14 protein-coding genes are annotated in these 15,306 nt (G+C 40.2%); all 14 read left to right on the top strand.

The window, feature by feature from the left end:
• The first annotated feature begins 42 nt into the window (after window positions 1-42).
• The 14 genes from BMZ99_RS07420 to BMZ99_RS07355 all read left to right on the top strand — a co-directional run bounded on the left by BMZ99_RS07420 (window position 43) and on the right by BMZ99_RS07355 (window position 15,292).
• Window positions 43-984 carry a molecular chaperone Skp gene (locus tag BMZ99_RS07420; protein WP_090934712.1) on the top strand — a complete coding sequence of 314 codons (942 nt, stop codon included), beginning with the start codon at window positions 43-45 and terminating at the stop codon, window positions 982-984.
• A gap of 99 nt (window positions 985-1,083) precedes the next feature.
• Complete coding sequence (locus BMZ99_RS07415; protein WP_090934710.1) at window positions 1,084-1,500, top strand: OmpH family outer membrane protein; 417 nt, start codon at window positions 1,084-1,086, stop codon at window positions 1,498-1,500.
• A gap of 30 nt (window positions 1,501-1,530) precedes the next feature.
• Window positions 1,531-2,553, top strand: a complete 1,023-nt coding sequence (gene lpxD, locus BMZ99_RS07410; RefSeq protein WP_090934706.1) for a UDP-3-O-(3-hydroxymyristoyl)glucosamine N-acyltransferase — start codon at window positions 1,531-1,533, stop codon at window positions 2,551-2,553.
• 233 nt (window positions 2,554-2,786) lie between these two features.
• Window positions 2,787-3,413 carry a YjbH domain-containing protein gene (locus BMZ99_RS07405; RefSeq protein ID WP_090934703.1) on the top strand — a complete coding sequence of 209 codons (627 nt, stop codon included), beginning with the start codon at window positions 2,787-2,789 and terminating at the stop codon, window positions 3,411-3,413.
• Window positions 3,414-3,448: 35 nt separating this feature from the next.
• Entirely contained in the window at window positions 3,449-4,318 is an 870-nt protein-coding gene (locus tag BMZ99_RS07400; protein WP_090934700.1) for a lysophospholipid acyltransferase family protein, read from the top strand.
• A 204-nt stretch (window positions 4,319-4,522) separates the two neighbouring features.
• Window positions 4,523-6,874, top strand: coding sequence for a hypothetical protein (locus tag BMZ99_RS07395; protein WP_090934697.1), 2,352 nt, complete (start codon window positions 4,523-4,525; stop codon window positions 6,872-6,874).
• Window positions 6,875-6,931: 57 nt separating this feature from the next.
• Entirely contained in the window at window positions 6,932-7,705 is a 774-nt protein-coding gene (locus tag BMZ99_RS07390; RefSeq protein ID WP_090934694.1) for an amino acid ABC transporter ATP-binding protein, read from the top strand.
• Window positions 7,706-7,866: 161 nt separating this feature from the next.
• Entirely contained in the window at window positions 7,867-8,697 is an 831-nt protein-coding gene (gene lpxC, locus BMZ99_RS07385; RefSeq protein ID WP_090934691.1) for a UDP-3-O-acyl-N-acetylglucosamine deacetylase, read from the top strand.
• Between the two features lie 6 nt (window positions 8,698-8,703).
• Window positions 8,704-9,132, top strand: coding sequence for a 3-hydroxyacyl-ACP dehydratase FabZ (fabZ, locus tag BMZ99_RS07380; RefSeq protein ID WP_090934688.1), 429 nt, complete (start codon window positions 8,704-8,706; stop codon window positions 9,130-9,132).
• Between the two features lie 180 nt (window positions 9,133-9,312).
• Window positions 9,313-10,131, top strand: coding sequence for an acyl-ACP--UDP-N-acetylglucosamine O-acyltransferase (gene lpxA / locus BMZ99_RS07375; protein WP_090934685.1), 819 nt, complete (start codon window positions 9,313-9,315; stop codon window positions 10,129-10,131).
• 11 nt (window positions 10,132-10,142) lie between these two features.
• A complete protein-coding gene (locus BMZ99_RS07370; RefSeq protein WP_090934682.1) occupies window positions 10,143-10,946 on the top strand; it encodes an LpxI family protein in 804 nt (267 codons plus the stop codon).
• Between the two features lie 143 nt (window positions 10,947-11,089).
• The gene (gene lpxB, locus BMZ99_RS07365; protein ID WP_090934679.1) at window positions 11,090-12,247 is read left to right on the top strand and encodes a lipid-A-disaccharide synthase; all 1,158 of its coding nucleotides are present in this window, start codon (window positions 11,090-11,092) and stop codon (window positions 12,245-12,247) included.
• The gene (gene msbA / locus BMZ99_RS07360) at window positions 12,244-13,968 is read left to right on the top strand and encodes a lipid A export permease/ATP-binding protein MsbA (RefSeq protein WP_090934676.1); all 1,725 of its coding nucleotides are present in this window, start codon (window positions 12,244-12,246) and stop codon (window positions 13,966-13,968) included. Before lpxB ends, msbA begins: the two co-directional genes overlap by 4 nt.
• Before the next feature lie 28 nt (window positions 13,969-13,996).
• Window positions 13,997-15,292, top strand: coding sequence for a 3-deoxy-D-manno-octulosonic acid transferase (locus BMZ99_RS07355; protein WP_090934673.1), 1,296 nt, complete (start codon window positions 13,997-13,999; stop codon window positions 15,290-15,292).
• The last annotated feature ends 14 nt before the right edge of the window (window positions 15,293-15,306 follow it).

Below are 15,306 nucleotides of genomic sequence, written 5' to 3'. Positions count from 1 at the left end.
GGTTTCACCAGCTCGGTCCTTTATTAGAAAGAGGGTGATGGGGTGTATAATCATAAGTTTCTGATCATGATACTGGCTTTCATGTTGCTTGTTGCCGGATGTAGTACGAAAAAGGTGCAAGACGCTAAGGAACCTCAGCCCTTGATAGGTATTGTTGATATGAAAAAAGCAGTACAATCACATCCTAAATATAAACAAGTATTGTCTTTAGAGCAAGAAGTGCGAAGCATATCAGCTCAGGCTCAGGCCCAGCAGGCTGCTATGGCGCAAAATGCCCAGAGAACGTTAAATCTACCAGAAGCATCTCAAGGAGATTTGGCGGAATTAAACAAGGCTTTTCAGCAAGAGTTTACAGAAAAGATGTCTTTAAAAGAAAAAGAAGTTAATACGAAGCTTGCTACAAAAGAAAATTCTATTCATCAGACTTTTTCCGATGAATTTAAAGTGTATACGGATGAAATTGATAAGGAATATCAGCCACAAATTTTTAATTTACAGCTGAAATTGAAAACCGTGCAGCTAACGAAAGAAGAGGCTGCCTCATTAGAAGAACAATTAGAAACACTGCAAACACAGCGTACTGAAAAAATCGCTGAGAAGCAAAAACAGTTGTCTGAACAAATGACTGAAAAGATAGCCCCTGATAAAGAAGCTGCCCAGCGTGAATTAGAAACTTATAGTAAACAAGTTAACCAGGAACTTTCTCAAAAAGCTGCTGCAAAACAAGAGGAAATAGCAGCACGGAGTACGCAAAGCTTGTCTTTGCCGGGAAGTACGACAACAGAGGCTGATAATATCCAGCAGCAGGCAATGATGAAGCAGCAAGAACTGAAAGTATTACAGGACTCAATTATTCAAGATATCAATGATAAAATTGGTAAGGTTGCAATTGACTCAGGTCTTGAAGCAGTGTTGACCAATGTGACTGTGAATGTGAGTGGTGTAGATATAACCGCTGCTGTTATTGCAGAGTGTAATAAATAGTAAAGTTGTATATAATAATATTGTTTAAGAAATAGTAAAGTATTTCTTAAACAATATTAACTTCGCAAAAAATGAAGCAAAGGAATAGGAGGACTTACAATGAAACAAGGAAGAAAATTAGCATTACTGTTCTTATTAGTATTTACAGCTGCACTTTTAGGCGGTTGTAATTCGAGTGGTAATGTGGGTGTAATTGATGTAAATAAGGTGATGACAGAAAGTCCGAAGGTGAAGCAATTTCAAGAACAATTGAATGTCAAAGGCAAAGAACTTAGTGACCAGTTAGAAAAAGATAAAACATCGTTAAGTGCCGCTGATTTTCAAAAAAAACAAGAGACGCTTTATGCAGAGTTCATGAAAGTCAAGCAAGAAATGGAAGGACAAATTGACAGCAGTATTAAGGAAACATTAGATGGTATTGCGAAAGAGAAAAAATTGGGTGTGATTTTATATAAGAATGGCGTAGCTCAAGGTGGTACAGATATTACAGATGATGTGATTAAAAAATTACAATAAGAATTGATAGCAATTCAGGAGGATTTCTCATTGAAGAAGACATTAAGAGAAATTGCTGACTTGGTAGAAGGTGTGTTACTAGGTGATGGTGATATTGAAATAACGGGGGTAACAAATCTGGAGGATGCTGGTACAGCAGATATTTCTTTTGCTGTTCCACCTCATTTGGAGAAGGCGGCACGATCTAGTGCCGCTGCCGTTATTATCCCGATGACTACTACAGAATTTAGTAAACCTGCCATTCAGGTGGAAAATCCAAGAGCAGCATTTACAGAATTATTAAAAGTATATGCACCTAAAATCATGATTGAACCCGGAGTTCATCCTACAGCTGTCGTAGGACAGAATGTTACTCTTGGAGAAAACGTTGCGATTATGGCTTGTGCAGTAATTGATGATCAGGTTGAAATCGGCAATAATACAATTATTTATCCCCATACTTATATTGGAAAAGAAGCTGTTCTGGGTAGTGACTGCATTCTATATTCCAATGTGACAGTGCGAGAGCGTTGTCACATTGGCAATCGATCCATACTTCACAGTGGTGCAGTTGTTGGCAGCGATGGTTTTGGTTTTGTTACGATAGGTGGTCGCCACCAAAAAGTTCCTCAAATCGGCAATGTAATCATTGAAGAGGATGTAGAAATAGGAGCAAATACGACGATTGATCGGGCGACTACAGGCAGTACAGTTGTTAAGCAAGGGACTAAAATAGATAATCTAGTGCATTTGGGTCATAATGTTGTCGTCGGGGAAAACTGCTTTTTTGTGGCGCAGGCAGGTATTGCAGGCAGTGTTAAAATTGGCAATAACGTTACCTTTGCAGGACAAGCAGGCTGCGCTGGTCATATAACCATCGGAGATAATTCTGTCTTTGCAGCTAAAGCAGGAGTCATTGGCAATGTACCTGCAGGATCCTTCTATTCTGGATTCCCAGCCAGACCACACAAAGAATGGTTGCGAGGAGAAGCGAGCTCCAATAAAGTCCCTGATTTACTTAAAAAAGTTAAAGATTTGGAAAAGCGCTTAGCTGCTATAGAAAGTAAATCATAAAAAGAGTCGAATCAAAAGAGAACGCAGAGAACACGCTACAGTGTACTCTGCGTTCTCTGTGATTCAAAAATTCCGGTACATAATATGTTTTAGGATGTGGAGCTTTTTTCTTACTAGGTTCCCCTATCTTTATAATGGGCAATTATTACCTAAGTAGTTTTGGCAGGATTGTAGCTAGTTATGAAGAATATATAAATATTGGACTAAAAGTAATTGTTCTTAAGGAGGATCTCGTGAAAAAAGTTTTATTTGGAATTAGCTGTGCTCTAGTATTAGCGTCTGGGTCTGCCTTGGCAGCACCATCTGTGAATGGATCCACAGGTTTAATTAATAACCCATCTGCAGATGTACTGCGGGAAGGTGAATTTTCTTTAGGTTATTATCACCTGAAAGATGGTGGTGTCGGTATATTTAATACGAATATATTACCTAAGTTAGAAGTTGGTGTGGCAGGGTTTCGTTATGACCATCAAGATAATGAGAATTATATAAATGCCAAGTTTAGTATCTTATCAGAAAGCGTATTAAGCCCGGGGGTGGCAGTAGGGATAGAAGATATAGCCAATACTCGTGAACGTTCGGCATATGCCGTAGCAAGCAAAGCATTGCCTTTTGGATTTCGGATGCATGTAGGTGCAGGTAATGGACGATTTGATGGTGTATTTGCCGGTATTGAAAAAATCATTAATCCCATTAGTGTTTTGACAGGAAATAATGTTTTTCCTGCGACAACACTAATCGCTGAGTATGATGGCAAGCATATGAATTATGGCGCGCGTATGGCGATTGTGCCTGGTCTTAAACTGGATGCAGGCTGGCGCAATCACGATGGATATGTTGGTATGAGTTATACCTATTAGTCGTTTTGAGAAAAGTCTGTTGAGGAGGAGCATACATGCTATATAAATTTGTAAAAATGATGAGTAGTATTATTAGTATGCTGCCTCGGGCTGTATGGCAAAGTTTCGGAAGTATGTTAGGGGAAGTATGCTGGGTATTACTGCCTGGTAAACGAAAGAGCATGGCAATTGAAAATATTATGTGCAGTTTATCTCTTGACCGAAGGCAGGCACATCAGATCGCCAAACAAAGTACGACACGATTTGGCAGGATGTTTATGGAAGTGTTGCGTATGCCCAAGATTAATAAAGATAATATAAAACAATATGTAGCAATTGAGCATCCTGAATATTTAGCAGAGGCATTATCACACGGAAAAGGTGCAATTGTGGCAACAGCTCACAGTGGCAATTGGGAGCTATTGGGGGCTTCCTTAGCAATGTATGGTTTTCCTTTGGTGGCTGTGGTACAAAAACAAACCAATGGGGATATGGATAAATTTATAAATGAAAATCGTACAAAAGCGGGCATGCATGTGACCTATAAAACCGGTGTGCGGGAAATGGTTAAGATGCTAGGAGAAGGACAGATTATTGGACTCTTAATGGATCAGGACGCGCATCGAGATGGTGTTTTTGTTGAATTCTTTGGGCGTTTAGCCTCAACCCCTCCTGGGGCTGCAGCTTTAGCCCGTATGAAAGGCGCTCCCATTATTCCGGCTTTCATTACGGCAAACCCGGACGGTACTCATAAAGTAATATTACATCCTCCTGAGTGGGTAGAAAAAACAAATAACCGGGAAGAAGATCTTCTTCTCATGACACAAAAATTAACAAACATTATTGAGCAGCATATACGAACTATTTCTCATGAATGGTTCTGGCTGCACAATCGGTGGAAGAGTACACCAAAAATAAGTAAATAAATACAAAAAAGTGAACTTTGCTTCGTTCCTGGTATTCGACATTCGTGTCACCAGAAACATAGCAAAGTTTTTTTATTTGTGATTTAAATGTTTTATCATTCTTTCACTTCCAGTATATACATTTATGCAAAATAGTATATACGTATTCAGTTTTTTTGATATACGTGATATAATTAATCCTTGAAGGAAAGGGGTGAATAAGTCATGTCTACTAGTCTAGCCAAAAGAAAGATCATGAATCTAACAAAGGATTCATTTTATCGAGATATCATTACCCTGATGGTAGTTAGTATCGTGATTGGTTCACTGCTTGCTACTTCTATCTCTACGGCAGCTAATTCCTATTTTTCTAAAACCTTAGCGAGTTTAGTAGGTGACTATGGTGAATATGATATTCTCATTCAATCCCGGGAGGAAATGAAAGAAGATACTGCAACTCATATTCAAAAAATTATTGAAGAAGTTTTTCCGGGAGCAAGAATGAAAGAGGGACCGACGATTACAGGTAAAACGTCTTTCTTTATTGCTATACCTGAAGAAAATAAAACCAAGCAAACCTATGAAGAATTAGGGAAGATTTTTGGCGGTATTCCTGGTGGTGCAGGAGTTGGTGTTTTAACGGAACCAAGACTGACCATTCGTGGTGTGCCAGAGGGAGCAAGAACCATGATGATGGATGTTATTACGCAAATTGACGGTGTACGCTTTGCTTTTCGTGATGGCTCATCTATTGGTGTTGTACTATCATCCCTTGATAAATCTACCATGGTTACAGAGGAAATTAAGAAGGTCTTAAAACAATACCAAGTAATTGAAATCAGTTTCCCCGTTGGCAGTGAACCCCAAAATCCGATTCGTATGGGAGAGTCTATTGGGGATGCTATGAAAAATCAATTGAAGTTAGAATATGCTAAAAATGTGTCGATTGACGGCAAAAATGATGATATGACCTATATGGTTAGTACAATGATGGAATTAAAGCGATTTCTAGCAGCCTATGCTTCTCAAGTGACGATCACGCCAAATGGAAGTACAAAGTTAGTGAAAGGAGATACCATTGCATTTGCAGGTATTGGGACGGCTTTGGCGCCTGGCAATCCTGTAGATAAAGGAAATGTAATCGTGCAGATTACAGCTGTGCATACAGATGGCAAAGGGGAAGGGACGATTACCCAAGGAGATGCAGCCCTTCTTACGAATAATCAAGGATATCGGGCAAGTAATGGTGTAATTAGTGATTATGTCGGTACAGCTGCGTATCAGAATCCAAGACAGCAGCTGGGGACAGCATTAACGGAAACCACTAAGATCGTAGATCAGATCCCTGGATTTGCTCAGGATAGTCAAAATTTAAATAAAATTGCTACCCTCACCCTGGACAATTACAGCAATAGCATTGCTGCCATGGAGCAAACCCTAACGAGTCTGAAAACAGCAGGTACGACCATTCAAACAGCTACTAGCGGTCTTGCCAATATTGATACAAGATCTGTACAAGATCAGATCGATAGTTCTTCTAGATCTATGGGAGGGTTAATTAATACCTTGCAGGTGCTAAAGTTGGTAGATAGCAGTGTCGGTGGGACAGTAGACAATCTAGTTGCCTCTCAAAAAAACTTAAGCACCTTAAAATCTGGATTAGCAGCCTTGGATAACGTTGCTGCTGATGCGCGCCAGGCCAAAGGATCGATTGACAATATTGTAGCTAATGGAAATAATACCATTGGGACTTTACGTGCATTTGATGTAGAAGGTACTAAGAAAAATATGAATAGCATCAATACACGATTAAATCAGCTTGGGCAGCTGGATACGCCTCTAGTAAGTAAGCAATTGCAATATTTGGCAGTTTCTGTGCCGAACCTCAAAGATGAGGAAATTACTCGTTCTGTATCTGTATTAGATAAATTCATTGCAGGACAAGCGATTCCAGGAGAACGAATTCAAATTCTCACTACCAGCAATATCAGCACAGATGCAGTAGCGCCTGTTGTATATAGTCAGGTGGGTCATAAGAATGTATCTTTATACTCTACTGATCTTGGGATTATTGAACCGAATGCACGCGGTGAGCTGTATAGTGTATTAAATGAAGTTAGAGCAGTTCTGTCTGGGATGACTGCAATTATTGTCACCATACTCTTCTTGGCATTAGACCATACAGCAATTATGACGGTTATACGCTGCAGCAGAATCAATAAAAGACAACCAGCAAGAGGCTGGCGTGGGTTACTTCGTTCATTTACAGCTATTTTCACAAGTGCTGAACGAATTTATGGGATGGTAATCGGCGCTATTTTATTAACGGGTATATTTATTTTGGGGAAAAGCGGAATTCCTTATTTACCATGGGCCGCTGTGCCTTTGGTAGGTGCCCTCATTGGGCTAATTGTTGCTTGTTATACAGAAAAAATAAGTCCAATATCGGGTGATGAGATGATGGCAGGGCAATCATTGGGATTGTCTATTGATGAGATCATGCGAGAGATTGTCATTCCCAGCGGTCGTCCTGGTCTATTGCAGAAGCTAAACCAGCGTAAAATGAAATTCAAGTAAAATCATAATTCTATAGCTTCTTCTCTTTTAGCTTTAAAAATGAAAGGGGGTGATTCTATGCTTACAATTGAAAATCTGTATAAAAGCTTTGGAAAACTGGTAGCCGTGAATGATTTCAACTTGCATGTCAAAGAAGGAGAAACAGCCGTTCTTATGGGACCCTCTGGCTGTGGAAAATCAACGATGATTCGTATGATTAATCGTCTAATTGAACCTGATAGTGGGACAATTTGTGTTTCTGGAACAGAAGTAACGAAACTCGATTTAGAAGGATTACGCCGGGTGCGTAAACGTATCGGTTTTGTCTTTCAGCAATTTAATTTAGTTGGACGTTTAACTGCTGTGGAAAATGTTATGCTAGGATTAGTAATGGATGGCATACCGCGGGATGCAGCATATGATAAAGCGATGAAGGCATTAGAAAAGGTTGGACTAGAAAAGCGTGCCCAGCACAAATCTGCTGAAATGTCAGGAGGGCAGCAGCAGCGGGTAGGCATAGCAAGAGCGCTGGCTTTTGAACCAGATCTTATGCTATGGGATGAACCGACAGCTTCTCTCGATCCTATTTTAGTAAGAGAAGTTCTAGTCATTATGGAAGATCTGGCAAAATACCGAGCAAGCAGCATGTTAGTTGTAACACATGAAATATCCTTTGCCATACACGTTGCTGATCGGATCGTATTGATGGATAAGGGGAGTATTGTAGAAGAAGGAATGCCTGAAGACGTATTTGGCCACCCCGCATCCCATATCGGTCAGCAATATAAAGAACTCATTGAGTATCAGCAAATAACCAACGCCCGCACCCTAAACAGCAAAAATATTGCTTAAAAATTTCTGGAACTTTTGATCCTATTCCCTTTGTGTCCTTTGCGCCTTTGTGGTTCCGATTCGTTTTATTCGCCAAATACAAAATAATTTTTAAAATACTTCTTGCAGGGAGAAGAATTATTCTATAGAATGTATAAAGGTCATTATATCAGGAGGACATTATGCAGCAAACAACAATAGCAAAAGCTATAACATACACAGGTATCGGATTACACTCAGGTCAAGACGTAACGATTACGATCAAACCGGCGCCTCCTGATACGGGAATTGTATTTGCAAGGATCGATTTGCCAGGAGCACCACAAGTAGCAGCGACAGCTGACAATGTTACGAATGCCATGCGAGCTACTACATTAGAGAAAGGCTTGGCAAAGGTTTTTACGGTGGAACATCTGCTAGCAGCTTTTTTTGCCATGGAAGTAGATAATTGTTTAGTAGAAATTAATGCGGTAGAGCCTCCCGTAGCCGATGGAAGTTCTCTGCCTTTTGTTCAGATGATTCAAGAGGCTGGTCTTTTGGAGCAAAATGCTTCTCGTCATCTTGTAGCCGTTACAGAAACCCAAATAGTGAGAGTGAATGACAAGTTTATTACGATATTGCCTTATGATGGATTTAGAGTCACTTTTACCTCCATTAATTCTCATCCCATGTTAGGTGTGCAATTTGGTGATTATGAAATTACAAGAGATAGTTTTATTGATGAAATTGCATCAGCGCGGACGATTGGTTTTATGCATGAGGTAGAACACCTTAAGTCCCAAGGTCTCGCTTTAGGCGGCAGTTTGGAAAATGCAGTGGTATATGATGATACAAAGGCTCTCACGCCTCTGCGGTTCCCAGATGAGCTGGTTCGTCATAAGATTTTAGATATTATTGGGGATTTGGCATTAGCAGGCCGTATTAGAGGTCATGTTATTGCTGTAAAGTCAAGTCATGCATTAAATACTGCATTGGCAAAAAAAATAGTGGACCATATTTTAGTAAGGAGCTGAATACACATGTTGTCTGCAACTGAAATACAAGAAATCATTCCTCATCGGTATCCATTTTTATTGGTGGACCGTATTCTTGAACTTGATCCTATGAAACGGGCAGTTGGCATTAAGAATGTCACTATGAATGAACAATTCTTCCAAGGACATTTTCCAGGGAAACCCATTATGCCTGGTGTACTACTATTAGAGGCTATGGCACAAGTGGGTGGCGTGGCGATGTTATACTCGGAAGAATATCGTGGCAATCTAGCATATTTTGTTGGCATTGATCGCGTCAAATTCAGAAAACCGGTGGTTCCTGGTGATCAAGTACGCATGGTCGCAGAAATTATCAAAGTACGCAGCAGCATGGGGAAAATATGGGCCCAAGCTTTTGTTGATGATCAATTAGTGGCAGAAGGAGAGTTCTTATTCGCATTATCTGCCAGATAATGAAAAAAGAAGTAAAATAGTGATAAACTGAATTATCAGTGAGATAATTCAGGAAAAAAGGCTATAAACGGTAAAAATTGGCTTAAAATTGATTGCCATGTTTAGACTGTTCAGTCGGATTATTAAGTATAGTAGCATGTAACGAAAATGTATTTAGTCTAGTAAGGAGTTGATGAGCAGATGAAGCCAGAAAAGGTTGTCGTACCTCTGCGTAAAATACATGAGACAGCAGTCGTCCATCCCAATGCTCGTATCGGCAAAGATGTTGAAATTGGCCCATATGCAGTGATTGGTGAGAATGTGGTAATTGGTGATGGGACTAAAATTAGCGCCCATGCTATTATAGATGGCTGGACCAGTATTGGAAAGAATTGTGTAATATTCCCAAGCGCATCTATTGGTTCAGATCCCCAAGATTTAAAATTTGCTGGTGAGAAAAGCTATGTTTTTATTGGTGATAATACCAAAATCAGAGAATTTGCTACGGTAAATCGTGCGACTGGTGAAGGTGAAGAAACCCGAATTGGTCATGATTGTTTACTAATGGCTTATACTCATGTAGCTCATAACTGTATTGTAGGCAATCATGTGATTATGTCTAATGCAGCGACGTTAGCTGGTCATGTAGTAGTAGAAGACCGCGCTGTTATTGGTGGTTTAACCGGAGTTCATCAATTTGTAAAGATTGGTATGAATGCAATGGTTGGTGGCGCGTCTAAAGTGGTACAGGATATTCCTCCTTTTGTGATTGCAGATGGACATCCAGCCAGAGTATCAGGGCTTAATAATGTTGGGATGGCTCGTTCTGGTATAAGCCGCGAAGCTCGCAACAATATCAAGAAAGCATATAAAACATTATATCGTTCCGGTCTGCCTTTGGCACAGGCGATTGAAGTTATGGAACAAGAATTAGAATCCTATCCTGAAGTAGAGCACTTCCTGCGTTTTCTGCGTAATGTAGAGCGGGGGGTCTGTCGCGGTCGTCGGGACGGAGAATAGGAGTTTAACAAATGAAAATAATAGGTTTATTAGCTGGTGTCGGACGATTGCCAGTAGAATTTGCCCGTGCCGCTCGCGGCATGGGCTTTACCGTGATTGCTATCACTGTGGTGCCTAATACGGATGAAGAGTTAGGTAGGGTGGCAAATAAAACCCATCATATTAGCGTTGGTCAATTAGAAGCAATTATTACTACCCTTAAAGAAGAAGGCGTTACGGAAGTTACTATGATCGGCAAAGTCACTAAAGAATTAATGTTTGCAGGTGCAGTTTCTCTTGATAGTCGGATACAGAAGCTGCTGGCAAGTCTTACTGATAATAATGATGATACCATTATGTTAGCTTTTGTTCGTGAATTGGCAATGGAAGGGTTGGGCATCTTGGATCAAACGGCTTTGATTCGTTCATTGATGCCTGGAGCTGGTGTACTGACGGAACGGGAACCGACAAAAGAAGAGCAAGCAGATCTAGATTTTGGCTTTACAATGGCCAAAGAAATAGGCAGATTGGACATTGGTCAGACAGTAGTAGTAAAGAATTGTGCTGTTATGGCTGTAGAAGCCATTGAGGGTACAGATGTATGTATTCGCCGCGGGGGTGAATTAGGACGAGGTGGCGTGCGAGTCGTAAAAGTCGCTAAGCCGAATCAGGACATGCGTTTTGATGTGCCAACTGTGGGACCGAATACCATAGAAGCCATGGTTGCAGCAGGAGCGACAGCTCTCGCTATAGAAGCTGGTAAAACGCTGCTGGTAGATCGGCAAGCTGTTTTAAAAATAGCCAACAATCATGGCATAACAATTCTGGTAATGTGATAAAATAAGAGATACCTAGGTTTTTGAACCACAAAGATACAAAGGGGATTATTTAGGGGATGTTTTCTTTGGGTAATGCGTTAGCGTTGTTGTGTCTTTGTGGTTCAAAGAACTTTTGATTTACTATTTGTTGGAGGCTTTGTATGTGTAAAATCATGATTTCAGTAGGAGAAGCATCGGGTGATTTGCATGGAGCTAGTGTTGCTCGTGCTTTAAAAACCATACAACCAAGCATCAAATTGTTTGGCATGGGCGGCAAGGCCATGGCAGAGGCTGGTGTGGAAATTGTATATGACATTGCTGATCTAGGTGTTATTGGCTTTGTAGAAGTCATAAAAAACCTGCCGAGATTATTTAAATTGCGCGATGACCTAGCCGAACTCATGGAGCGTGAGAAACCTGATGCTTTAGTCGTTATTGACTACCCTGACTTTAATATGCGCCTAGCTAAAATTGCAAAACAAAAAGGTATTCCTGTAATATCTTATATTAGTCCTTCCGTCTGGGCATGGAGAAAAGGCAGAGCAAAAGAAGTCGCCAAAATTGTAGAAAAAGTGGCGGCTATTTTTCCTTTTGAAGCGGAGGCTTATAAAGAAGCTGGAGCGAACGTTGCTTTTGTGGGGCATCCCTTGCTTGATATTGTCAAACCAACCATGCCAAAACACGAGGCGTATCAATATTTTGAAGCGGATTCAGAGAAACCCATTGTACTGTTATTGCCAGGCAGCCGCCAGCAGGAAATTACCAGTTTGTTACCTGTCATGCTTGCGGCAGGGGAGAAAATAGCCGAAAAAGTACCAGAATGTCAATTTTTTTTACCAGTAGCATCGACAATTTCCTGGGAAATGCTACATAGTATGATCAAACAATATAAGATAAATGTTGTTTTAACCGAAAAGAATACGTATGATTTGATGAATATTGGAAATGTAGCAATTGCGGCTTCCGGTACAGTTACTCTAGAGGCATCCTTATTGAATCTGCCAACTGTAATTATATACAAATTAGCAACCTTTACCTACCTTTTAGGCAGACTGTTAGTAAAAATTCCGTATATTAGCCTGCCTAACATTATTGCGGGGCGTAAGGTAGTGCCTGAATTATTACAACATGCAGTAACAGCTGATAATATTGCTAATGAAACTACTGCGATTTTATTGGATCCTCACTTGTACAAAACGATGCTGCACGACTTAGCAGAGGTAAAAAATAAACTAGGTGAAGTGGGTGCTGTTGAGCGTGTAGCAAGAGAAATCTTAGCTGTAGGGAAAGGCCAAGGCTTACTTGGAGGACAAAAATGAAAACCTATACACGTTTGTTACAATATATAAGACCTTACTTACTCCGAATGGTCGTAGCCGTTTTTTGTATCATCCTAGCGGCAAGTGCCACTCTGTATGTGCCTTGGATATTGCGAGAAGTGATTGATGAGGTGTTAACAACAAAAAATATGACAATGCTGAATACGATTGCGATTGGTATTGTGATTGTATATTTTCTGCGAGGTATCTTTTTCTTTGGGCAAACCTATCTCATGTCTTATATTGGACAGAAGGTCATTATAGACATTCGTGAGGAAATATACAGGCATATGCAGCGTTTATCGTTATCGTATTTTGAAAAACGCCAGACAGGTAAAATTATGAGTTATATTACCAATGATGTAGCTGCAGTACAAGGTGCTTTGGTGGACAGTATGATTGAACTGGTCACCGAAGGAATGACCTTAATCGGTTCACTGGGAGCTATGTTCTATCTTCATTGGAAGTTATCATTATTAACGCTGGTAACATTGCCTTTAGTAGCGCAGGCAATTAAAATCTTTGGTAAAAAATTACGAATATCCAGTATGGCAGTTCAGGAACGAACGGCTGATATTACCTCTGTTCTGCAGGAAAGTATCTCTTCTGTGCGAGTTATAAAATCCTTTGCCAGGGAAGAGTATGAAATAGAGCGTTTCCAAAAGGAAAATAACCAAAATTTTAGAGCACAGATGAAAAATTCTCAAATTATGGCTACTTTAACTCCTGTCATTGAATTTTTGGCTGCTATTGGTGTTACCATGATTATCTGGTATGGAGGAAAAGAAGTTATTGATAATAACTTGACGGCTGGTTCGCTGATTGCCTTTTTAATATATGCAGTTAATTTATCCAATCCTATTAAACGTTTAAGTCGTGTGTACGGCAATATTCAAAAGGCCTTATCTGCCGCGGATCGAGTATTTGAAGTCCTTGATACCAAGCCAGAAATCGAAGATATGCCAGGTGCCATTGCATTGCCAACCATAGAAGGATATGTGGCATTAAATAATGTGACTTTTGAATATAAAAAAGGTGAGCCTGCCTTGCAGCAGGTGAACCTCAAAATCAATCCTGGCCAGGTAGTGGCAATTGTAGGACCAAGCGGTGCAGGCAAAACTACCATTGCAAATCTGATACCACGGTTTTATGATACGACAAATGGCAATATTACCATTGATGGTATTGATATAAAGACAGTTACCTTACAATCCTTGCGAGAGCAAATTGGCATTGTTCCCCAAGAGACGATTTTGTTTAATGGCAGTGTATACGATAATATTTTATACGGGAAGTTAGACGCTGATTATGACGAGGTTATGAATGCTGCCAAAGCGGCTAACGCACATAACTTTATTATGAACATGCCTGACGGTTATGATACGCAAATTGGTGAGCGGGGCTCGAAATTATCGGGTGGTCAAAGACAGCGTATTTCCATTGCTAGAGCAATTTTAAAGAATCCTCGCGTACTGATTTTGGATGAAGCTACATCAGCATTAGATACAGAAAGTGAGAAGTTAGTACAAGCAGCAATCGATAAATTAATGATAGCGCGGACATCTTTTGTAATTGCTCATCGTTTGTCTACTGTACAGCGTGCCGATTTAATTGTAGTCATGGAAAAAGGACGAATTGCAGAACAGGGGACGCATGCAGAACTTTTGGCAGCAAATGGCTTATATAGTAAGTTATATCAAGTTCAGTTTGAAAAGCGGTAAAGAGGAACGATGAAAAAGAGGTATTAACATGCATTTTCTTTACAATTTATTAGTTACATTGCTTGTTGTGTTGGCAACTCCGGTGTTCATCTTCCGCTTTATTCGGGAAGAAGGATTTGGCCGGCGCTTACGACAAAGCTTTGGTTTTATACCAGAAGAAGAGTTAGCACCGGTGCTGCAAAAAGATTGTATTTGGCTGCATGCCGCATCGGTAGGTGAGATTGTTGCAGCAAGCCCTATTATAAAAGAAATCAGTCATGAACTTCCTGATAAGCCCATACTAATATCTGTAGTGACGTCTAGCGGGTATGATATGGCCAAAAGAATTATAAAAGATGCAGATAGTATTATCTTTTTTCCTCTAGATTTGCCGTACCTTAGTCATAGTGTGGTAAAAAGGGTTCGACCCAGTGTATTTTTGTTGGTGGAAACTGAATTGTGGCCTAACTTTTTAAAGGCTGCAAGGAACTTTTCGATCCCCGTTATGATGGTGAATGGCAGAATCAGTGATAAGAGTGTAGAACGATATCATTATATGCGCAGCATACTAAAGAGTATGTTAAATACTGTGGAGAAATTTTGCATGCAATCCACTATTGATGCACAGTACATCATTCGTCTGGGAGCAGATGTACAACGAGTTGTTGTTACGGGTAACACTAAATTTGATCAAACCTATACGAATGTTACTCATGAGGAACAGCAAGCCTTGCGTCAAGGAATGGGAATTGAAGATTCTGTTCCGGTTATAGTAGCCGGCAGTACTCATCCTGGAGAAGAAGAAATATTGCTTGTTGCCTTTCAAAAGATACGAGAATCTTACCCAAGTGCCAAGCTGCTGATCGCACCGCGAGATATTATACGCAGCGAAGAAATTGTTAACTTGGCCGCAACCTATGGCTTTACAGGAATACTTAGAACTAAATTTTCTCAGCAACTTTGTGCACAGCATGACATTATTGTGCTGGACACCATTGGAGAATTAGGGAAGGTATACAGTATTGGCGCTGCCATTTACGTAGGGGGCAGTCTTGTGCCAAAAGGTGGTCACAATATTTTAGAACCAGCAGCGCATGGTAAACCGATTCTGGTTGGTCCACATATGTTTAATTTCAAGGAGACCTATGCATTGTTTTCTGGTAGGCAGGCATGCGTGACGGTATATGATGCTGAAACGTTAGGTACAACGTTTTTAGAGCTTTTAAATAATGAAGAATTACGGTTAACGATGTCTCAAGAAACATTTACGATTATTGAAGAAAATCGTGGAGCTTCACGTAAAAGCGTGATGTATCTTAAAGAGTTATTGGGACGAATAAATTGAACAAAGGCGGAACA

Source organism: Pelosinus propionicus DSM 13327, assembly GCF_900114615.1.
In the GTDB taxonomy this organism is placed as follows: Bacteria; Bacillota; Negativicutes; order DSM-13327; family DSM-13327; genus Pelosinus; species Pelosinus propionicus.
This window is presented reverse-complemented; position numbering and strand designations above follow the sequence as displayed.

Bases quoted from the DNA above. Each gene is read 5' to 3' on its own strand.
- lpxA (WP_090934685.1), top strand. From the start codon at position 9,313: ATGAAGCCAGAAAAGGTTGTCGTACCTCTGCGTAAAATACATGAGACA.
- BMZ99_RS07390 (WP_090934694.1), top strand. From the start codon at position 6,932: ATGCTTACAATTGAAAATCTGTATAAAAGCTTTGGAAAACTGGTAGCC.
- fabZ (WP_090934688.1), top strand. From the start codon at position 8,704: ATGTTGTCTGCAACTGAAATACAAGAAATCATTCCTCATCGGTATCCA.
- msbA (WP_090934676.1), top strand. From the start codon at position 12,244: ATGAAAACCTATACACGTTTGTTACAATATATAAGACCTTACTTACTC.
- BMZ99_RS07355 (WP_090934673.1), top strand. From the start codon at position 13,997: ATGCATTTTCTTTACAATTTATTAGTTACATTGCTTGTTGTGTTGGCA.
- BMZ99_RS07395 (WP_090934697.1), top strand. From the start codon at position 4,523: ATGTCTACTAGTCTAGCCAAAAGAAAGATCATGAATCTAACAAAGGAT.
- lpxC (WP_090934691.1), top strand. From the start codon at position 7,867: ATGCAGCAAACAACAATAGCAAAAGCTATAACATACACAGGTATCGGA.
- BMZ99_RS07415 (WP_090934710.1), top strand. From the start codon at position 1,084: ATGAAACAAGGAAGAAAATTAGCATTACTGTTCTTATTAGTATTTACA.
- lpxB (WP_090934679.1), top strand. From the start codon at position 11,090: ATGTGTAAAATCATGATTTCAGTAGGAGAAGCATCGGGTGATTTGCAT.
- BMZ99_RS07370 (WP_090934682.1), top strand. From the start codon at position 10,143: ATGAAAATAATAGGTTTATTAGCTGGTGTCGGACGATTGCCAGTAGAA.
- BMZ99_RS07400 (WP_090934700.1), top strand. From the start codon at position 3,449: ATGCTATATAAATTTGTAAAAATGATGAGTAGTATTATTAGTATGCTG.